This window comes from Hymenobacter saemangeumensis, from assembly GCF_039541835.1.
GTDB classification, from domain to species: Bacteria; Bacteroidota; Bacteroidia; order Cytophagales; family Hymenobacteraceae; genus Hymenobacter; species Hymenobacter saemangeumensis.
The window spans coordinates 55,468-73,935 of sequence record NZ_BAABGZ010000080.1 but is presented as its reverse complement, the minus strand read 5'-3'; the positions used below and the strand labels follow the sequence as shown (position 1 = coordinate 73,935).

Annotated in this window: 17 protein-coding genes and 1 pseudogene; 9 read left to right on the top strand and 9 right to left on the bottom strand. The window is 61.0% G+C overall.

The window, feature by feature from the left end:
- Nucleotides 1–122 precede the first annotated feature (122 nt).
- Nucleotides 123–686 (top strand): hypothetical protein, encoded by a 564-nt coding sequence (locus ABD919_RS21465; protein WP_345238138.1) that lies wholly within the window; start codon nucleotides 123–125, stop codon nucleotides 684–686.
- A gap of 166 nt (nucleotides 687–852) precedes the next feature.
- Here the strand turns inward: ABD919_RS21465 and ABD919_RS21460 are convergent.
- Nucleotides 853–966 (bottom strand): annotated as a pseudogene (locus ABD919_RS21460) (IS5/IS1182 family transposase); the annotation flags it as partial.
- A gap of 74 nt (nucleotides 967–1,040) precedes the next feature.
- On the opposite strand from ABD919_RS21460, the gene ABD919_RS21455 reads away from it, so the two are divergent.
- Both ABD919_RS21455 and ABD919_RS21450 read left to right on the top strand, forming a co-directional pair.
- A complete protein-coding gene (locus ABD919_RS21455; protein ID WP_345238137.1) occupies nucleotides 1,041–2,381 on the top strand; it encodes an SWIM zinc finger family protein in 1,341 nt (446 codons plus the stop codon).
- A 57-nt stretch (nucleotides 2,382–2,438) separates the two neighbouring features.
- Nucleotides 2,439–5,423: a DUF6493 family protein gene (locus tag ABD919_RS21450; RefSeq protein WP_345238136.1), complete on the top strand. Its 2,985-nt coding sequence runs from the start codon at nucleotides 2,439–2,441 to the stop codon at nucleotides 5,421–5,423.
- A 115-nt stretch (nucleotides 5,424–5,538) separates the two neighbouring features.
- Here the strand turns inward: ABD919_RS21450 and ABD919_RS21445 are convergent, their stop codons facing one another.
- Nucleotides 5,539–5,739 carry a hypothetical protein gene (locus ABD919_RS21445; RefSeq protein WP_345238135.1) on the bottom strand — a complete coding sequence of 67 codons (201 nt, stop codon included), beginning with the start codon at nucleotides 5,737–5,739 and terminating at the stop codon, nucleotides 5,539–5,541.
- Between the two features lie 163 nt (nucleotides 5,740–5,902).
- On the opposite strand from ABD919_RS21445, the gene ABD919_RS21440 reads away from it, so the two are divergent.
- Nucleotides 5,903–6,649: a hypothetical protein gene (locus tag ABD919_RS21440; protein ID WP_345238134.1), complete on the top strand. Its 747-nt coding sequence runs from the start codon at nucleotides 5,903–5,905 to the stop codon at nucleotides 6,647–6,649.
- Between the two features lie 140 nt (nucleotides 6,650–6,789).
- On the opposite strand, the gene ABD919_RS21435 is transcribed toward ABD919_RS21440, so the two are convergent.
- Nucleotides 6,790–7,686, bottom strand: a complete 897-nt coding sequence (locus tag ABD919_RS21435) for a nucleotidyl transferase AbiEii/AbiGii toxin family protein (RefSeq protein WP_345238133.1) — start codon at nucleotides 7,684–7,686, stop codon at nucleotides 6,790–6,792.
- Nucleotides 7,658–8,557, bottom strand: a complete 900-nt coding sequence (locus ABD919_RS21430; protein WP_345238132.1) for a type IV toxin-antitoxin system AbiEi family antitoxin — start codon at nucleotides 8,555–8,557, stop codon at nucleotides 7,658–7,660. The genes ABD919_RS21435 and ABD919_RS21430 overlap by 29 nt, the downstream gene beginning before the upstream one ends.
- A gap of 1,140 nt (nucleotides 8,558–9,697) precedes the next feature.
- Between ABD919_RS21430 and ABD919_RS21425 the strand changes: the two genes are divergently transcribed.
- Both ABD919_RS21425 and ABD919_RS21420 read left to right on the top strand, forming a co-directional pair.
- Nucleotides 9,698–11,317: an autotransporter outer membrane beta-barrel domain-containing protein gene (locus ABD919_RS21425; protein WP_345238131.1), complete on the top strand. Its 1,620-nt coding sequence runs from the start codon at nucleotides 9,698–9,700 to the stop codon at nucleotides 11,315–11,317.
- On the top strand, nucleotides 11,268–14,066 hold the full coding sequence (locus ABD919_RS21420; protein ID WP_345238130.1) for a T9SS type A sorting domain-containing protein: 2,799 nt from the start codon (nucleotides 11,268–11,270) through the stop codon (nucleotides 14,064–14,066). Before ABD919_RS21425 ends, ABD919_RS21420 begins: the two co-directional genes overlap by 50 nt.
- Nucleotides 14,067–14,232: 166 nt before the next feature.
- Here the strand turns inward: ABD919_RS21420 and ABD919_RS21415 are convergent, their stop codons facing one another.
- The 5 genes from ABD919_RS21415 to ABD919_RS21395 form a co-directional block, all read right to left on the bottom strand.
- On the bottom strand, nucleotides 14,233–14,826 hold the full coding sequence (locus tag ABD919_RS21415) for a PD-(D/E)XK nuclease family protein (protein ID WP_345238129.1): 594 nt from the start codon (nucleotides 14,824–14,826) through the stop codon (nucleotides 14,233–14,235).
- Nucleotides 14,827–14,839: 13 nt separating this feature from the next.
- Nucleotides 14,840–15,076 (bottom strand): hypothetical protein, encoded by a 237-nt coding sequence (locus ABD919_RS21410; protein ID WP_345238128.1) that lies wholly within the window; start codon nucleotides 15,074–15,076, stop codon nucleotides 14,840–14,842.
- A gap of 103 nt (nucleotides 15,077–15,179) precedes the next feature.
- Nucleotides 15,180–15,494 carry a DUF3846 domain-containing protein gene (locus ABD919_RS21405; protein ID WP_345238127.1) on the bottom strand — a complete coding sequence of 105 codons (315 nt, stop codon included), beginning with the start codon at nucleotides 15,492–15,494 and terminating at the stop codon, nucleotides 15,180–15,182.
- Nucleotides 15,495–15,579: 85 nt separating this feature from the next.
- Nucleotides 15,580–15,768, bottom strand: a complete 189-nt coding sequence (locus ABD919_RS21400) for a hypothetical protein (RefSeq protein WP_345238126.1) — start codon at nucleotides 15,766–15,768, stop codon at nucleotides 15,580–15,582.
- A 244-nt stretch (nucleotides 15,769–16,012) separates the two neighbouring features.
- Entirely contained in the window at nucleotides 16,013–16,273 is a 261-nt protein-coding gene (locus tag ABD919_RS21395) for a hypothetical protein (protein WP_345238125.1), read from the bottom strand.
- A gap of 166 nt (nucleotides 16,274–16,439) precedes the next feature.
- Here ABD919_RS21395 and ABD919_RS21390 point away from each other — a divergent pair, with 166 nt between their 5' ends.
- The 3 genes from ABD919_RS21390 (at nucleotide 16,440) to ABD919_RS21380 (ending at nucleotide 18,429) form a co-directional block, all read left to right on the top strand.
- Nucleotides 16,440–16,799, top strand: coding sequence for an SLOG family protein (locus tag ABD919_RS21390; protein ID WP_345238124.1), 360 nt, complete (start codon nucleotides 16,440–16,442; stop codon nucleotides 16,797–16,799).
- A gap of 924 nt (nucleotides 16,800–17,723) precedes the next feature.
- The gene (locus ABD919_RS21385; protein WP_345238123.1) at nucleotides 17,724–17,975 is read left to right on the top strand and encodes a hypothetical protein; all 252 of its coding nucleotides are present in this window, start codon (nucleotides 17,724–17,726) and stop codon (nucleotides 17,973–17,975) included.
- A complete protein-coding gene (locus ABD919_RS21380) occupies nucleotides 17,956–18,429 on the top strand; it encodes a M15 family metallopeptidase (RefSeq protein WP_345238122.1) in 474 nt (157 codons plus the stop codon). Before ABD919_RS21385 ends, ABD919_RS21380 begins: the two co-directional genes overlap by 20 nt.
- The last annotated feature ends 39 nt before the right edge of the window (nucleotides 18,430–18,468 follow it).

Here is an 18,468-nt window from a genome sequence, read left to right as displayed (position 1 = left end):
CAGGTCCATAAAGGCTCATTATGTTGATGTTAAATTTAACAATATTTTATTCACAATTATCAGTGTAAAAGATTCTTCACCGCTGGTGCGTATCTTGGGATTCTCATCAAAGCCAACTCAGTATGCCACTCACAGATTACGAGCACAAACACCCAGTTTACCAGTTTTATATTGAGGCTGACGAACCGCTGGAAAAGAAGTTGGAAGCCGTAAAGGAGTACTTGCTTCGCTATAAAGACGATTACGATTTTACTGATTCACGCGATGGTGGTGAGCATACCTGGTATAACATTCGCGTTGAAACTAGAACGGAAGGGATGCCCAAGCTTTTAATCAAGCTACCACAAAACTCGGAACAGAATAAAGTGGAGGTGGCAGCTTTTGATAAGGTCTGGACTGATACACTTGAGCTGAGCTGCAATCTGCACGACCTTTGGAATGGAACTGGATACTGGGTGTTTAAGCGCCGTACGCTTGATTGCAAAAAGTCTGTTTTAGAACAGTTTGTGAAGGAGGTAGCAGGTTTTAATATTGATATAAACCCTGCCTTCAACAGCGGTGAGTCATTCCGGGCTGTAGCTCACACGGATACAGGCAAAGTTGAACTCATCATCAATTATCACCCGGAACGATTGGGTGAGGCTGTTGACTTAGAGCGCGCCTATTTGGAATACACCACTAATTAAAACAGCTAATGGTGACACTTGCTTGAACATATTACTCTCACACTTTAAGAGGTAAAAGGTGGTCACTTTAGACGGCATTATGTACCTGCGGGCAAACTAAGGGTTGCCGTTTTGGCAAGTATGAGTATGACAAAGTCCTAGCAGGGAAGCTGTTGCAAGCTACAGTCATACGTTCGTAGTCGCGGGTCAAGCGTTTGTAGCGGGCACTCCAGCTCAAGCTGCGCTCGACCACCCAGAGGTGGCGCAGCACAAAGCCACGCTTGATGTGGCCCAGCTTGACGTATAGACTAATTCTATGGCTCACTCTCATGTCAAATTAGTAGCTTGCTAGTTAATTAGTCTGTTACTGACTTCATGTCTGATTTTGCTTATTCGTACGCCCGTCCTTCTGCTTTGGAGCAGCGCCCGGACGGCAATGCCTTGCTGCTGTCTGCTTTTTCGGAAGAAGGGCTGGACGCGGAAACCGCCTGCTTTTTCTGGGGCCGGATGCGCAACTCCTGGCTGGCAGCCCGCGGGCTGAGCACCCTGGCCAAGGTGGTTGCCTCGCGGTTTGTGCCCCAGAGCGCCGCTTTGCGGGACCCCATCGTGACGGCCGGCGCTTGCCAGCTACGATTTGAAGCCTTTTCTTCGTGCAACGGCGTGTATGCGCGGCTGGACCTGGGCCCAGAGGCCCTGGATGGGGAGTTCCTCAGCAGCGGCACCACCAACGTGGACTTCAACGAGCCCATGGTGAACGCGCTGGCCCGCATCTCCCGCACGGAGCCCGTGCTGCTGTCGGTGGGACAGCAGGAAGTGGTGCTGGAGCGCGCCGCGGGCAAAGTGGTGGAACGGAAAGTAGCCCTGCCTGAGCGCTGGATTAAGGGCCTGACCTCGGTGCAGGCCTACCTGGCGTTGATGGAGGAAAAGCTGCGCCTCACCCGCGTTCAGGCGGTTCAGCTGGTACAAAGCATTCCGGCAGGCTCCGCCAAAGCCGATTATTACCTGGTGCTGCGGGGCGTGCGCCCCAGCTTCACCCCAGTGGCCAGCGCCGGGGCCGTGCGGGTGGGCGGGGTGCACCGCCTGCGCCTGCTCGACGGGCTGCTGCCCCTCTGCGAAGCCGTGCGCGTGTACGCCACACCGGACGGTCAGGCCTCGGCCTTCTTGCTGGAGCTTGGGGGTGGGCAGCGCTTTTTACTGGCGTTGTCGGCCGACGTGTGGCGCGGCTTCTCGGGCGAAGGCAACCAGCTAGAAACCCTGATGGACGAATTGCCGGCGGAGTGGATTAGCGGCGCCAACCGGCTGTTTCGTGGCAATGAGGTGTTTAACCCCAGCCTGTTCGCTCTGGAGCACGACCTGGCGCCCGACACTGTGGACCGGCTCTGCGCCAGCCTGTCGGCCATGGGCCTGCTGGGCTTTGACCTGGCCGACAACCAGCACTTCTACCGCCGCCTGCCCTTCAAGCTCGGCCGAATTCTGAGTTTGAACCCGCGCCTGAAAAATGCCCGGGCGCTGCTCGACGCGGCCGACAATGTGCAGCTGCTGGGCCTGGGGGCCGGCGGCCGTACCGAGGCGCGCGTACGCGGCACCGACGTGTGGCATACGGTAGTAGTGGGCGGCGCAGAAGGTGCGCGCTGCACCTGTCCCTGGTTTAGCAGCCACCAGGGCCAGCGCGGTCCGTGCAAACACATTTTAGCGGCTCAGATGCGCTTTTTGTAGGTCGCCTCTATTCCAGTTTGCTTTCCTCCCCTCCTCCCCGACTCTCCGTACTTATCTATGTCCGCTGTTGATATTTTCGAGCGCATCATTCGCCACCAGGGCCTGCCTCAACTTGTGCCGTTCCTGTTAGCCCTTGACAAAAAAGAGCAGCTGGCCGTTCGCGCCAAAGCCAAGGCACTTCGAAAGGAATTAACGGAGTTCCGGCAGCTGGGCTCCTCTACCTGGGGGCGGACCGGCACGGAGCCGCAGCTGGCCATGCTGTTTTTGGCGGGCGTGGCGACGTATACCCGAAAAGAAGCCACCGGGCTGAACGAGCCCCTGGACATGCATTGGGGCGAGGGCGACACTCGCACCGCTCATCGGGAGGCCTTTTTCACCGTGGCGGAGCACGCCCGGCCGAACTGGTTTGGGGAATGGTTTGAGCGCCAGAGCCGGGGCGGCCCGTGGAACCTGCCCGACTACGGACTGCTGCGGGAAATGGAAACCCGGCAGCTTGTTGACTACGAGCCGGCACTATTCAGCCGCACGCTGGCGCATTCATTGCATCTGAAGAGCTACCACTTCCGCCGCGACAAGAAGCCGGTCTCCAACTACGCCGAAAAGCTGCTGCTGGACTTCGAAGCTAGCGCCGCCACTATTCAGCGGGACTTACTTGGGTTTTTCGATTACGACACGACGGTTGACTCGACACAGGCGCACACGGGGGTAGCCCAGCAGCACATCACGTGGTTCGACGTGCTGGTGCAGCTGGCGGCAGCGGGCCACCTCGACCGGACGGAGCTGCTCACGCGCAGCCTCATGGCCTTACGGCGCGACTTCCGCCGGCCGCTGCTGACGTGGTTCAAAAACCTGTTCCTGACCCTGCAGCCCACCCCGGCAGAGTGTCTGGCCCAGCAGCAGGAGCTGGTCGAGCTGCTGGCACATACGCAGCCTCTGGTAGTCAACTTTGCGGTGGAGCAGCTGAAAGCTTTCTGGGCGGATGCGGCATTCGACCCAGCCCCGCTGCTGCTGTACGCGGAAGGCATGCTTACCCGGCAGGACCTTAAAACGGCGCAGCGCACCTTGCTGGGTGGATTGGAGAAGCTGCTGAAGCGTAGCCCGGCCCTTGCGCCGGAGCTGGGCCCACTGGCCGTGGCCGCTCTGGCCAGCGCCGATGCCGCCGTGCAAGCGAAAGCAGCGAAGCTGCTGGCCTTGATGCTAAAGGCCAAGCAGCCGCTGCTGTCGGCCGATGAAACGGCGGACCTACTGGCTTCCCTGGCCGACTACGCCGACCTGATGACAGCGGACGCCCGGCAACTCCTGGCTCCCTGGATGGGGTCGGTCCCAGCACTCTCACCGACGGAGGGCGCTGCCTATGTTCCACAGACTGGGTTTGCGCCTGATTTGTCGGCGGCCAATGCAGTGGTTCCGGTTGCTGATTGGCATGAGCTGCTCTTTCTTACCGGCCAGGTGCTGCGCCACGACAACGTATCGGAGCTGGAACGGTGGGTGGACGGCTTGCTGCGGCTGCGCCCGCAGTTTCCAATTGATGCGGCCCAGCAACTGCTGCCCTACCTGCTGCAGGTGCGGCCTTGGCTGAAAGGCAAAACCGGCGAGCAGACTACTGCCATCATTGCCGGCAATGGCCTGTCGGGGCACTATGGCTTAGTTCAGGCCCTGTTGCTCGGCTGGGCACAGGGCTTTACCACTGAGCGCGTGAACAAGGTAAACGTGCGGGATGACCAGGACACCTCCGACCCGCTGGTGCTGGTGGAGCAACGTCGTTTCGTGGCCGCTGAAGAGCACCTGCGCACCCGCTCCGGCCTGCCGTTGCTAAGCACCCCGTCGCACGCGCCGTACTGGGTAGCGCCTTCGGTTCTGGTCGACAAGCTATTGGAGTACGAGGCCTCCAACTCGGAGCCGGACCCGTTTGACCTGGTGGTGGCGCTGGCCCGTACGGCCTACGCCAATACAGCGGACGCGCAAACAGCGCTGGCCCGGCTATCCCAGCTACAGCATCCGGAACTGCGCGAGCTGCTGCAGTGGCTGCTAACGCCGGGTCAGCAGCCCTTACCCAGCTTCCAACCCGCGAAAACCTCCCTGCTCAAGCACCTAACTACGCGCCTGGGCAAGCTGCTGCCGGCCAATGCCGGGGGCGCCAGCACCCTGGCCGACGCCTGGCCGTGGCTGTGGGCGGTGGCCGCCCGCACCCGTCAGCCGGAGGGTGTTTTCGAGGAGCTGACCGCGCTGATTCCGACGGATTACACGGGCGTTGTTCGCCCCTGGGCGCCGGGGTGGCACTTTGAAATTAAAACCAACACCTGGGTGGAGCAGTGGAAACCCGGCAAGCCCACGGTGACGCAGCAATACCCCGTGCTGCAGTTCCCGAGCAAGTACACCAGCCAAACCCCGCCGTCGCCGTTGCTGCTTTACTCCCAGCACGCCCGCTTCCGGGCCATGGGCCACGCCGGATGGCTGCTTCCCCACGACTACCGCTTCGTGGCCAGCCTGATACCCCACAACGCGGCGCCCTTGCACTGGCACGTGGTGCGCACCGCTGCCTGGGCCGATGGGCTGGAATCGACCGAGCGGGACGTGGTGCAGGCAGCCCTGCAGGAGCTGCTCGGCCCTGGCCCGGTGTTCCCAGAGCCCACTACCCTGCTGCTGGCGCTGGGCCTCATGCACAAGGCACCGACTTGCCGGGCCCTGGCTTTGGAAGCCTTTCTCTCTGCTTGTACGACCGGGCGCCTCGTCCCCACTGTGCTGGGCTCCATATTAGGGAGCTTCCTCGCCCACGAGTTCGCACCGGTGCAGCGCCTAGCCGACAACCTGCAGCAGGCCCGCGCTATCGATGCCACAACCGATGACGCCCTGCTGCAGGTGCTGGACCAACTGCTTCCGCAGCTGCCTGCTGCCCCGCTGCGGAATACCAAGAAGCTAGTTGAGCTGTACGCCGACCTATGCATTCGGAGCGGCCGGCTGCCAGCCGAACCAGCTAAAACCAATCTGCGCAGCTGGAAAGGAAGCGCTGCCCTTAAAAAAGCGGTAGGAGAATTGGTGTAGCAACTCTCGGTGCCGACAGGTTGCCGGGGCGTTGTTGGCGGGCGGTGGTCCTGCAGCTATCCACGCTGGAAGTATACTCTATGGTGGCTTTAAGTATGGCTGGAGGTGGGCAGTATTAGCTGGCTTTGCGGTTTAGGGCCTCGCTTACTTCGGCAGCATCCAGACCGGTGAGACGGCAAAATTCCTGAATGGATACAAGTGACCCGGCGGGTTTACCGGCGGCCTGGCGGACGCGGCGCACCAGGCGCTTGGCAGCATCGTAGCTGCGGCCAGTGAGGCGGGCCACGTCTTTGGGGTAGATGCAAATGCGAAGCATGGGGCTGGATGGGTGCATACCGGGTTATACGGGGCAGCGCGCTTGACTTGTCAAATTTACTTGACGTATTTCAAACCCACAAACAACGCCCTGGCATTGAATGCGGGCCAGAACGTTGGCCAATAGTGGCATCCCAGGCGCGTTCAGCTAACTTATTTTCATTATGGCTCAACAAACAGGCATTATTGGCATTCGGGGCACCGTCGGGGGTCTCGTCTTTGCCAAGGACGGCAGCATTCGCCAAAAGCCCCCGTCTAACAAGGCGGCCTTCAACAGCAAGGCCAGCATGGCGCGCACCCGTGAAAACGCCAACGAGTTCAGCAGGGCCGCCAAGTACAGCAAGCTGCTGCGCGACTCGTTGCGCGTGGCTATCTCGGCTGCCAGCGACAGCCGCGTGGCGTCGCGCCTGACGCAGAAGATGCGCGAGATTATCGGCATGGATGACACCAACGACCGGGGGCAGCGCGTGTACGACTCGAACAACTCGGCCCCGCTGCTCGGCTTCAACTTCAACATCGACGCCGGTATTGGGCAGACCATGTACTTCCCCTACCAAGTGACGGGCGCGGGGACTGACGTGACGCTGAGCATCCCCCGCCTGACGCCGATGGTCGAGATTGCTGCACCTCAAGGGGCATCGCACTACGAAATCGTGTTCGCGGCTTCGTCGCTGGACATGGAGGCGCTGACCTACACCAATGCTTCGGTGGCGGCTCCGCTGGGCATTCAACCGCTCAATGGGGCAGCTCAGTCCAACTTAAGCATGGTGGCCAGCTTCCCGGCGGCTCCTCCAGCCGCCAACCTAGTGGTGGGGGTAGTCGGCATTAACTTCTACCAGGAAGTAAACGGCAAGATGTACCCCCTCAATAACAACAGCACCAACCCGCTGGCCATTGAGTACGTGGCTTAGCCCTTCCCAACGGTTACTGAAACGGCCGGCTCCTTTAGGGGCCGGCCGTTTTTGTTTGCACAATATCTGCTCAGGTGTTTCAGCGAATAGCACGGCTGTAGGCTGGAACTGTTACTACCAGCCAACTAAGTCCTGATGGATTATTCGGTAGAGGAAGGACGTGGCCACTCCTCAGCTATGCCCGTGCGCAGGGCACTTAGCGCCGCCAGGCAAGTAGCTATTTCGGGGCCCTGGCGGCTCATTGTTCTGGCCAGGGGGCTGTCCTGCCCCAGCTTCAACTGGTCGGCCAGGAGCGCGAGCAGGCGGGCCTGCACCGGGCGACCAAGCAGCAACTGACGTACCTGGCGGCCTAACACCCGGGCGCCTACCAGCAGCGTCAGGTTGGTCGTGTCGTCGGTTTCATCTTCCGCAAAGAGGTCAAGATGCAGGGCGTAGATGTCATCAGTTACCAGGTTGAAGTAGACCGCCAGCATGTTCCAGACGTCGACGGCGTCCTTGCCCCGCTCGGGGCGGTCCTGCCAGGCCATTAGCTTGAGCACCACCATGCCGGGCAAGGTCACCACGCGCCATTGCTCGCCGGTGGGGATGCTGACGGTGGCCGCATCAGCCAGCACCTCGGTAAAGCCGACGGTTGAAATGCGTTCCATGCCACGCCCCGAGAAATAGACATTACCGGCCTCGTCGGCAATGGCCCCGAAGGGCATCAAGTCGACGGTAATGCTGGGGCCGGTGGTGGAAGGATAGAGCAGGCAGAAGGCGCTGCTCTGCGCCTGCACAAACCCTTCCTGCGCGACCAGCCAAGCCTGCAGCGCCTCATACTCGGTGGTATCGTGAATAAATACTGCCAGGTCCAGGTCTTTGGTGGTGCGGCGGTCTGGCTCGTCGTATATCTGGCTCAGCCAGATGTCGCGGGCTACTGCCCCGACGATGTAGCTGTCGACCCCGAAGTGGGCAAACCCGCGGTGCAGGGCCACCATCGCCGCGCCCAGGCCTGCGGGCTGCAGGCGCTCAGGCGAGATGGGATAGATAGTGCTCATGCAGGAGTTGGGCCACTTCGCGGTTGCGCGGGTCGGCGGTTAAAAGCAGGTCAGCGTAGGCTAATAGCGGATGAACGGCTTGCGGTTGGGGCCGCCCATGGCCCAGGGTGGTGGCCATAGGCTGCAGCACTTCTACTTTGCCGGCGGCATCCGGCACCAGCCGGAGCCGACGGATGACGTCGCCCCGCACGGCCGTGGTATAGAGAGTGAAATATTCAGGCAGCAGGTAGCCATTGAGGAGCAAATGCGCGGCAGGCTCCCCTCCCCAGGCCATGTCGGGCCCTAAGTCCAGCGCCTGCCAGCCCTGACGGGCCACGGCGGGGTCGAGCCAGCGGTAGCGTTGCGTCGTCAGCCTGGGGCGAACCACCTCGCCGTAGGCGTCTACCCACCGGCGCAGCACCTGCGCCGGGTCGGTCCAGCGGCGCTGGCCTGATTCATCGCGCAGCAATTCCAGCTGCTGCAGGCCCCGCAGCAAAATGCTGACCGAGCCCAGCGCTACCTGGGCCTGCTCAGCCATGGCCCGGTAGCTGGCCTGGAGCAGTTGGGGCTCACTCAGCAGGTGGTAGAGCAGCTGCACGCCCGCGGGCTGGAAGGCGCGGTGCTGCACCTGCTTGCCGATGGCCGGCTGGCGCTGACCTCCTATCAGGATAAAGAGGCTGGCATCGGCCGCGTGCAGATACGCATTGCCCGCCGTGTCCAGGTACTGGATGTTCTCGCGCTGCAAGACCTTGCCCAGGCTGTCGGGTATGTAGGGAGCCGCCAGCACCACTGGCTCTTGGGTACGGCCATTGAGACGCCGTAACTGAGCTATTGTATCTTTTCGCAGGCCCGCTTTGGCCTCTACCAGGAAGCGGTGCTGTTGAGCTCCCACCAGTAAGCAACCATCGGCGTGGTAGCCTGTTTTTACGGCTTGTTTTGAGTCAGCACCGCTCATTGCGGCTAACTGAACGGGCTGGCCAATTCGGCTTTCCAGCGCCTGGCTAGCCAGCAGCAATAGATTTCCCTCTTCTGGCGCGTTCATTATTACACAGTGTTCACTAGTAATGAACACTCAAAAATAATGAACAAACCGATTAAAACCAAATGATATGCCAGCCAAGGATGGCCCTGGTGGCGTATTCTGCGCCCGATGGCTTAAATGACATTCTCGGTACTGGCTGAGCTACCCAATTGCACGTGCAAACCGGGCTGGCGGTGGCGCAGCAGCTTTATAGTTTTCGGCTGGCGACAGGCCCCGACCTGGGCTAGGAATTAGTCAATGCGCGCCCGACGCGGCATTGATGGCTACGAGCGTCACCAAGGCCTAACGACTGCACCAGCAGCAAAAGGCCAGCTCCTGTCGGACAAGGGCTGGCCTTCTTATTTTGGGCAATCGGTCGCTGGTTTAAGAAATTTTCCAGACAGTGTCTGGAGAATGGCAGCAAGTGATTTTCTCAACACTGTCGAGAGAATTTCAACCTGGCTTATAGGCGGGTACGAGTGTAATGCATTATAACTTTCATAAATAGGCCGGGAATTCTGCAGACGGTGTCTGCAAAATTCCCGGCCTATTCAACCGCACGTGCTTTTTAGTAGGGCTTACGCAGCCTAGGCCATTACTGGCACGAGGGCATGTGTGGGGTAATGGACTGGCGTACGAGGTGACGTAGCAGAGCACTGTATTGCTTGCGGCCCTGCTCAATAAAGCTGGCGGCTTGGCCTTCGCAGCCCCCATTTTGCTCTTTTCGTCCAGTCCCATGAATACCCGGGCTGATACTGCGTGGCCACCAACGCCCAGCTAACAAGGCACTACCAGCAACTTTCAGTAGTCAGCAATCATCTTCTGAGAGTTATCCGACATCGATGAAAATCAGGTTGAAGCGGGACAAAATACCTGAAAGCAGGTATTGCAGGGCCGGGTATTTTGTCGGAACCTTTGAGATGAATTTATTTTTTCTCATATTTTTTGTAGCTTATGTCAAAATGCTTACAACCAAACAGAGGCCTCAACCAATTGACCCGTTGCGCGTTGGTGTTGCTGACGCTGCTGTTTGCCTCGCCCGTATGGGCCGGCTCCTCGCCTGCCAATGAGCCCGGTAGCGGGCCCATCCCCTCACTGGCCGAAGCGCTGAACCCCGACGGCACCCTGCGAGCAGGCGCTTCGGGCTCGTTTAACCCGAAAGGCTACCGGATGGCCACGGCCCCGGATGGCAAGCCCATGTTCCGGCCAGCCGGTGTGACAGGGGCCGGAGATGAAAACTGGGATGACCGGTTTGGCTTTCCCGGCACAAATGCAGATGGCCAGGTGTTGGCAATGGTCGTCAGCGGCACGGATGTATACATTGGGGGCATCTTTAACCGCGTTAGCGATGTGCTCGTTAACAAAGTAGCCAAGTGGAACGGCCGTAGCTGGAGCGCACTGGGTGAGGGAGTGAATGGCACGGTGCGAGCACTGGCCTTGAGCGGGGGTGACCTGTACGTGGGGGGAAACTTCAGCACGGCCGGGGGCTCACCTGCTAGTAATATTGCGAAGTGGAATGGCAGCATCTGGAGTGCGATGGGTTCGGGGATGAATAGCAGCGTTCGAGCGCTGGCTGTGATTGGGAGTGAGGTATATGCCGGGGGTGATTTTAATTCGGCAGGGGGGGTAAACGCTTCTTTTATCGCCAAGTGGAACGGCAGCGCCTGGAGCCGGTTGGGCGCCGGCTTCAACGGTGGCAGCGTCTACGCACTGGTCGTGAGCGGCAGTGACGTGTATCTGGGGGGTGATTTTGGTACTACTAAGTGGAATGGCAGCACATTTAGTACGCTGGGAGCCGGCCCAAGTAGCGGCGTGCGGGCCCTGGCCGTAAGCGGGGGCGAGCTGTATGCCGCCGGTAGTTTCACCATGGCGGGGAGCGTAGCAGCCAATCGGATAGCCAAGTGGAACGGCAGCACGTGGAGCGCGCTGGGTGCGGGCCTGGATAGTAATGTTTCGGCCCTGGCTGTAAGTGGAAGCGATGTGTATGTTGGTGGACAATTTACCTCAGCTGGCGGTGTGATGACGAGCCGAGTAGCCAAATGGGACGGTAGTGCCTGGAGTGCATTGGGCGCAGGCATAAACCCAGATTTCATCGTCAGTACTTCCGTATCAGCTCTGGCCGTAAGTGGAGGCATTGTGTATGCCGGAGGGCTTTTTATAAATGCAGGAGATGATGTGCAGGCCAATAACATAGCCCAGTGGAGCAGTAGCTCCTGGAAAACAATGGGAAAGGGAATAGGCGATGTCAGTTTTGGTGGCACGGTGCATGCCGTGGCCGTGAACGGAAACGAGGTATACGTTGGTGGACAGTTTAATAGAGTCGCGGGCGTTCGAATCAATAACATCGCCAAATGGGACGGCAGCGACTGGAGTCCACTGGGCACAGGCACCCAAGGGACTGTTTGGGCGCTGGCCATGTTCAGGGGGGAGCTATATGCTACGGGTTCTATAGGAACGATTGGGGGTGTAGCAACCAGTGGAATAGTCAAATGGAACGGCAGCAACTGGAGTGGCGTTGGCCCAGTACATACAACGAACCAGCGCCAGGGAGTAGATGGAAACGTTTATGCCCTGGCCGTGAATGGGGGGGGACCTCTACGTGGGCGGCGACTTCTTATTTGCCTACAATGAGACGAACTTGGCAGCTTATGGACTGGTCAAGTTTAATGGCAGCACCTGGAGCAAGTTGTTTACAGGCGGTTCTCATTTCTTTCAGACCGTTCGGGCGCTGGCTGTGAGCGGCTCGGACGTGTATTTCGCGACAAACACCCAAGTAGTCAAGTGGGACGGCACCTCCTTGAGCAATGTAGGGCCTTCCCTGAATGCCACCATTCGGGCCTTGGCTGTGAGCGGAGGAAACGTGTACATAGGTGGGGATTTCACGAATATTAGTGGCGGGGGCGTGGCACTTAATTACATCGCCAAGCTAAACGGCAATACCTGGGAGCCGTTGGGTACGGGCCTGAATCGTACCGGCGGCGGTAGTCAGGCCTTTTCTCTGGCCTTGGTTGGGGGCGACCTGTACGTGGGGGGATTGTTTCAAAGGGCCGGGGGATTAACATCACCCCACATTGCCCGATGGAATGGCAGCAGCTGGAATGCCGTAGGCACGGGCCTGGATGGCGTGGTTCGCGCCCTGACCACCGGTTCTGGGGGGCAGGTACACGCTGGCGGTGACTTCGGACGTGTAGGGGATGGTAGCGTGGGGACATGTCATTACAGCGTTTACAATACAAACCCCTTGCCTGCCATCACCTCATTCAGCCCCGGCACTGGCCCGGCAGGCACGAGTGTGACCATCACCGGCACCAATTTTACGGGGGCTACGGCCGTGGCCTTCAATGGCACGGCGGCTTCGTTCACCTTCAACTCTGCCACAAGCATCACGGCCACGGTAGCGGCTGGCACGACCAGCGGCACTATCAGCGTAACCACACCGAGTGGCACAGCTACTTCTAGCGGGAGCTTTACGGTGACGATTCCTGACCTGATGGTGAGCAGCCTACAAACCATCAGCGGCAGCTACAACAACGTGACCGTGACCGGCACGGGCGTCGCCACGCTGGCGGGCCCGCTGACGGTAGGCGGTACGCTGACGGTGCAGCCCGGTGGGCAACTGCTCACCGCCTGCCAGCCCATCACCGGCCCTGGCAGCTTCGTGCTGGACGCCGGCGCTACGCTGGGCGTGTGCGACGCAACGGGTATCAGCAGCAGTGGTGCCACGGGCGCGGTGCAGCTCAGCGGCACGCGCAGCTTCTCTAACGACGCCAGCTACCGCTATAACGGTACGGTCGCCCAGGTGAGTGGCTCGGGGCTACCCGCGCTGGTACGGGAGCTGGTGCTGAGCAATGCGGCTGGCCTGACACTTGCGAATAACCTGGACCTGCGCCAGGTGCTGCGGCTCAATAGTGGCTTGCTGCGTCTGGACGGGCATGTGCTCACGCTACGCTCGTCGGCCGCGGGCACGGCCGTGCTGGTGAATGCCGGCGGCCAGGTGCTGGCCAGCTCCGGCACCTGCCGCATGGAGCGCTACATTGACCCGAGCCTGAACCCCGGCCCGGGCTACCGTCACTTCTCTTCACCGGTTACGGGCATGACCGTGGCCCAGCTGGCTACCATGGGTTTCACGCCCGTGCTCAACCAAGCCTACAATACCACGGCCACGCCGGGTACCGTAATGCCTTTCCCCAACGTGTTTGGCTACGAAGCCAGCCGCCTGAGCTCCAGCCCGGCCACGGGCCTAAGCGACTTCGACAAGGGCTGGTACGTGCCGGCCCCTGCAGACTTGCTGGCCCAGGCCACAGGTTACACGGTAAATATTCCTGCTTCTGCACTGGTCACTTTTAGTGGCCCAGGCTTCTATCAGGGCAGCAGCCAGGGGTATTCTCAGCCGGCCAGCGGTGCCCAGGAAACGCCCTGGGTGCTAACCGGCAACCCCTACCCCTCCCCTTTCGACCTAAGCGCGGGCGGGGCTACCACTTCAGTAAACTTCGACGCGGCCCGCTACGTGTTTGAAAGCACCAGTCAGTACGGCGGGCAATACCGGGCGTATGTAAACGGCATCGGTGGCAATCCGCTGCTGGCCGCCGGCCAGGGCTTCTTCGTACGCAAAACTACGACCGGCAACTTTGCCGCCCTGGGCTTCAACCAGGCCGGGCGCATCACCGACTTCGGTACGCAGGTCCCCTTCCACCGGGGCAGAGCCGATACCCGCCCGCAACTGCAGCTGACATTGCGGAGCAACACCCACGCGGACGTAGCGCATGTGTATGCTGAAGCCAGCGCTACCAGCGGGCTGGATGTTGCATTCGACGCGGTGAAGCCTACCAACCCTTCGGGGCTGAACCTGTCCATGCTGGCTGGTACGGAGTTACTGGCCATTCAGGGCCTGCCGGCCTTCACCGCCGGCACGATGCTACCCCTTTCGGTTCAGGTGCCCGTCGCCGGTACGGTGTCCTTCTCGGCCACCTTGGCCAACCTGCCCGCGGGCCTGACGGCCTACTTGAGTGATGCTGTAAGCGGAACGCGCCAGGACCTGAGCACTACGCCCAGCTACTCGTTTACTGCGACGCAGGCCGGCACCTTCACTGGGCGGTTTGCCCTGGTATTCGGCCCGAGCAACAGCCTGCTGGGCGTGGCCTCGGCTAAGGCTTCCTCACTGGCCCTGTACCCCAACCCGGCTCACACCACAGCTACGCTCAACATTGAAGCCACGGCCCAGGCCCGCACAGTGCAGGTGCTTGACGCGCTTGGTCGCCAGGTAAAGCAGCAGCAACTCCCGGCCCGGGCCACTTCGGCTCTGCTGGAGCTGAGCGGCCTATCTAGTGGCGTGTACCTGGTACGCTGCGGCGCTGCTATGGCCAAGCTGGTGGTAGAGTAGACTTTAAACATCATGCATAAAAATGCCTCAGCCATTAGCTGAGGCATTTTTATTTTTCAAAGTACTACTTCATGATAATAGGGGCTGGCAGATGTAGTCGCACACCAGTTGACCCTAGGGTTTGGCAGGCATGGTGGCGCAGCAGCGCCGAGTACTTCTTGCGACCCTACTCGATGAGGCCAACTGCAGCCGTGGCATCGAACAGCCAAACCTCGTGCGGAGCTCTTTTCCGCACGTCAATAATCAGGAAGCGCGTGGCTCCGAGTACGTCGGTGTAAAGGGCCGCCTGGCGGTCGTAGTCGTACTGCTCGGTGGTAGCCAGAAAGTGGGCATAGTCGGGGGCGCTGGTGGTTTTGAAGTTGACCAGGGTGAGCTGGCGGCCGGCGGGGCTGCGCACCAGTAGGTCGGGGCGCACCTTCACTCCTACCCCAGTGGCGGTGTGAATGGCCGTGTGGGGCAGCTCGGGAGTGCCGCGGTGCAACAGGTCGCGGCAGTAGCGCTGGCGGCGCACCTGGCGGGCCAGGGTTTCCAGCTCGGCCCAGCGGTTGCCGGGCTCGGCGGTGCGGGCGTAGGTGGCCGGCTCCAGGGTGGCGGCGTGGAAGTGGGCACCAAAGGCTAGAGCCACGAGGTTGGGCCGGCGTAACTGGCCTAGCACTTGGGCCTTGCAGTCGGACAGGTCGGTATTGGAGACGTGCAGCAGGGCGCGGTGCTGGGCCTGGGTAAGGCCGGGATGGGCAGTGAGGTTGTGGAAACATGACATTGAAAGAATAGAGTTAGCGAATAAGGGCCAAGCGGTGGGCGTCGCCGGCGCGGTGCAACCAGATGTGGGCGCTGCCGCAGCCGACCAAGTAGGTGGGCTCGGGGAAGTGATGGCGCACGGCTGGCGCGAGGTCGCGCAGGCCGGGCAGCTGGGCAGCAGTAGCAACCAACTCGGTGAGTCGGGTTAGTTGGGCAGCTTCGGCCTCGTCGTGAGCGGACTGCTCGATGAGTAGCTGTAAAGTATCGGACATGATAGGCTAGGGAATGGTGGTGGCTGTACCACGGTGGGCGTCGTGGAGGCCGGTATTTTAGCTAGCAAGGAGCCGGGCATCCGGCCCCTTGCTCCTGTTACAGTTAGCGGAATTGTTGGTCCTGGCAAAGGATGGCGCGGCCGACAATGGAATCGTGGCCCCGGGCGCCGGGCTGGTGCTGGTACCAGAGGTAGGTAGCTAGCAGGTTGAGATAGGCCGGGTGGCGGAACTTGCCCTCGTCGTCGATTATCAAAATCAACTCATCGGTGAGGCGAACCACGTCGACTAGGCGGCAGTCGAGCAGCTGGTACAATTCGGCCAGCTTGAAGCTGCGGCCGTTGGCCGGACTGACGGGCCGGGGCTCGACGCTGTGCGGGTCGAGCAAATGGGGCTGATAGGGAGTAGCGGTATTAGACATGGGTAGCGGACTTGGTGGGGCCGCCGAGCGTGGCGGCCCCTGGTTGAAAGAATTTGTAGCCTTCGACATAGGCGAGCATCTGCTCCTATTCGCCCTCCTCCCACGCCAGCTGCTCCTGCTCCTGCTCGTGGTAATGGTGGGCCTGGTGCTCCCACCCGGCCTGCTCCTCGTAAAAGGCGGCCTGGGCTTCATCAGCGGCCATTGCATCGCCGCTCAGGCCGGTGAGCTCGGCCTCAGTTAGTTGGCCAACGCCGTCCTTCGGGTCGTACTGCATGAAATGAAGGGGCTTAGTGGCCCGCACCTGTGGCGTAGGCCGGTGAGCTATTGGCGTGACTGGCCGGCATGGCAAAGCAGACCCAACGGGGTGGTGCCGGGCGTGTAGCGCGGCGGTGGGCAGGCTAGCTGGACGGAGTAGGCTGCCGGGGGGCTGTATTAGCGGCCGGCGCGACAGCGACGCTAGGCATGAGCAATGACGCAAGCAAACTCATCCTCGGCCTTCATCACCTCCCAAACAGCGGCTAAGGCATGGGTGGAGCCACGGGCCGCAGGGCGCGGAATGCCTCACGCAGGGCCTGAAATGGGCACGGATGGGCGCCGGTGAACTCGGGGCGGGCCTGCCCTTCGGCGGGCTGCTGGGCCAGCTTGATGCTGACGTACCAGCGGCTACCGCCTTGGTCGTAGGTGGCGGCGGACTGAGATACCCAGATGCCGGAAAACGGGCAGAGGGCGGGGCCTTTCCAGGCGGCAAAGGCGAGCTGCAAAAGTTGATTGGGTTGCATGGCTGTAAGGGTTAGCCGTGGGTGCCCCGCGCCGTAGGCCTCCGGTGGAGCGGCAGCCAGGACCTTTCCGACTACCCACCTAATATACAAACTTATTTTTACTTTAGCAACTGTTTTGGTAAACTTATACTCTTGTAATTGCCATTTGTTTTTACCATCTTTCAACATGGATAAACACAAAAACAAGGCTGTAGCGGTGGTGGGCAGCCGGGGCATTCGGAGCTGTGCGGCGTTGGAGTCACGGCTGGCGGAGTTGGAGCCGGCGGAGGTGGTAAGCGGTGGGGCTGTGGGCGTGGACGCCCTGGCGGCTAGCTGGGCACGGGCCCACGGGGTACCACTGGTGGAGATGCGGCCCGACTATGCTACCCACGGCCCGACAGCGGCGCCCCACGTGCGCAACGCTGAGATAGTAAAGCGAGCCCACCTGGTGCTGGTGGTATGGGACGGCCGGAGCAAGGGCACGCTGAGCGCCCTGCGAGCGGCGCGGCGCCTGGGCCGCCCCTGTGAGGTGCTGCCGCTGGACTAAGACCCAAGCCGGAGTCGGGTCCCCCTGACGGGGCGAACTATGGGACCCTTAGATGCCTTGGCCAGGGGGTTTGGGGCGGCCTGTGGCCCCAACCGAAGGACAGCGAAGCTAATGAGCCGGCCCGAAGGGCTCCTTATGAGGGTGTAGCGGCCGACCAGCGGGAGGCAGCGGAACCCGAGGCAGATGACCGGGCGTCAGCCGGGGCATGGTGGCGGGGGTTTGGGGTGCTCCCCAAATAAACTCGCCGCGAAGCGGGCCTTATTCTTGGCCTGCGTGGCCTGAACGAATGCTTTACCTGCGGGCGGCGGGCTTTTTGCCCGCGGCCTGCGGCCTTAGTTTGGAGGGCAGTGGGGCGGCGTGGGGCCTTTTTCGGCCCCGGGCGGCCCGGCTGCGGTGCGGAGGGTTCCGGTATGGGGCGGTATCCGGCAATAGCAGCCAGTAGCGCTAAGGCGGGGGAAGAGGCCGGCACGGGGCGGTAGGGACTGGAAGCGGGTGGAGTGGCGCGTAGGCGGAGCCTGAGCAGAACGCAACCGGTCTGTAGGGAGCGGACGCGCCGGGCGGGCCGGCGCGGTGGGTTGCGGCAGCGGGGCTTGGCTGACCAGCGGGAAGCGGGGCCCCGCGCAGGGCGACTGCAGCTGCTGTTTCAAGAGCTACAGAAGAAATAGGTGAGGGATGGGAGCCAAGCGACCAAAGGGAGCTGCCCGCAGGGCCGCAGCGCAGCGGAGTGGCGTACAGCCCGACCCCGGCCCGCAGCATAGCGGAGGGACGGGGGCACCCCCACATTCAGCAACCATAAATAGTACAAATTCACTTGTAAGAATAAGACCTGGCCATTGTAAAATAAGTTTGATATTTAGTAGCTTTGTTCAAACAAATTAACTCTACCCCCTTACCACTATGTTTAGCAGCAGCAAAGCCGGGCATATGACGCACATTATCACTACGTCGCTATTGGGGCAGGTGGTGAGCAACCGGCTCACGCCCCCGGACCCGACCACCATTGAGAATTATGGCCACCTGATTATTCAGGCGCTGGTGGCCATTGTGACTATCTGGGCGACGGTGCGCAAGGCACTGCAGAAGCCGGAGGCCGTGGTGAAGGTGCCGCTGGAAGCAGTGCCGGGGAAGAAAAAAGGAATTAACGGTGGCATGCCCAATGACGGTGGTGCCGAATAATAAGCTGCTGGAGCGGCAGGCTGCGCGGGCGGAACCGAAGCTGAGCGACAAGCAGCAGCGCAGCCAGGAATACCGGCTGGCGCAGGCGGTGCCAAGTCTGGGCGCGGCCTACGCGCAGGCGCGGGCCCGGTGGATAGGCGACCCCGTGCTACGGCTGGTGGGGGTGCCCATTATCACGGAATGCTACCGGTCGGCGGAGCGGCAGGATGAGCTGTACCGGCAGGGTCGCAGCAAGCCGGGGCCGGTGGTGACGTACAAGCGCGGCGGGGAGTCGAAGCACAACCACCTCCCCTGCCCGGCGTTGGACGTGGCATTTCTGTTAGCGGACGGGTCGGTGTCGTGGTCGGGACTGCTGCTGAGCAAGTTTGCGCGGCTGATGAAGGCGGCTGATGCGCGGGTGTGCTGGGGCGGGGACTGGCGGCGGTTTAAGGACCGGCCACATTTTGAGGTGTAAAAGCCCCCTATTGAGTAGCGTTAGCTATTTTGAATACGG

Excerpts from the sequence above, each read along its gene's own strand:
- ABD919_RS21465 (WP_345238138.1), top strand. The coding sequence starts at position 123 with ATGCCACTCACAGATTACGAGCACAAACACCCAGTTTACCAGTTTTAT.
- ABD919_RS21455 (WP_345238137.1), top strand. The coding sequence starts at position 1,041 with ATGTCTGATTTTGCTTATTCGTACGCCCGTCCTTCTGCTTTGGAGCAG.
- ABD919_RS21450 (WP_345238136.1), top strand. The coding sequence starts at position 2,439 with ATGTCCGCTGTTGATATTTTCGAGCGCATCATTCGCCACCAGGGCCTG.
- ABD919_RS21445 (WP_345238135.1), bottom strand. The coding sequence starts at position 5,739 with ATGCTTCGCATTTGCATCTACCCCAAAGACGTGGCCCGCCTCACTGGC.
- ABD919_RS21440 (WP_345238134.1), top strand. The coding sequence starts at position 5,903 with ATGGCTCAACAAACAGGCATTATTGGCATTCGGGGCACCGTCGGGGGT.
- ABD919_RS21435 (WP_345238133.1), bottom strand. The coding sequence starts at position 7,686 with ATGAGCACTATCTATCCCATCTCGCCTGAGCGCCTGCAGCCCGCAGGC.
- ABD919_RS21420 (WP_345238130.1), top strand. The coding sequence starts at position 11,268 with ATGGGGGGGGACCTCTACGTGGGCGGCGACTTCTTATTTGCCTACAAT.
- ABD919_RS21415 (WP_345238129.1), bottom strand. The coding sequence starts at position 14,826 with ATGTCATGTTTCCACAACCTCACTGCCCATCCCGGCCTTACCCAGGCC.
- ABD919_RS21410 (WP_345238128.1), bottom strand. The coding sequence starts at position 15,076 with ATGTCCGATACTTTACAGCTACTCATCGAGCAGTCCGCTCACGACGAG.
- ABD919_RS21405 (WP_345238127.1), bottom strand. The coding sequence starts at position 15,494 with ATGTCTAATACCGCTACTCCCTATCAGCCCCATTTGCTCGACCCGCAC.
- ABD919_RS21400 (WP_345238126.1), bottom strand. The coding sequence starts at position 15,768 with ATGCAGTACGACCCGAAGGACGGCGTTGGCCAACTAACTGAGGCCGAG.
- ABD919_RS21395 (WP_345238125.1), bottom strand. The coding sequence starts at position 16,273 with ATGCAACCCAATCAACTTTTGCAGCTCGCCTTTGCCGCCTGGAAAGGC.
- ABD919_RS21390 (WP_345238124.1), top strand. The coding sequence starts at position 16,440 with ATGGATAAACACAAAAACAAGGCTGTAGCGGTGGTGGGCAGCCGGGGC.
- ABD919_RS21385 (WP_345238123.1), top strand. The coding sequence starts at position 17,724 with ATGACGCACATTATCACTACGTCGCTATTGGGGCAGGTGGTGAGCAAC.
- ABD919_RS21380 (WP_345238122.1), top strand. The coding sequence starts at position 17,956 with ATGACGGTGGTGCCGAATAATAAGCTGCTGGAGCGGCAGGCTGCGCGG.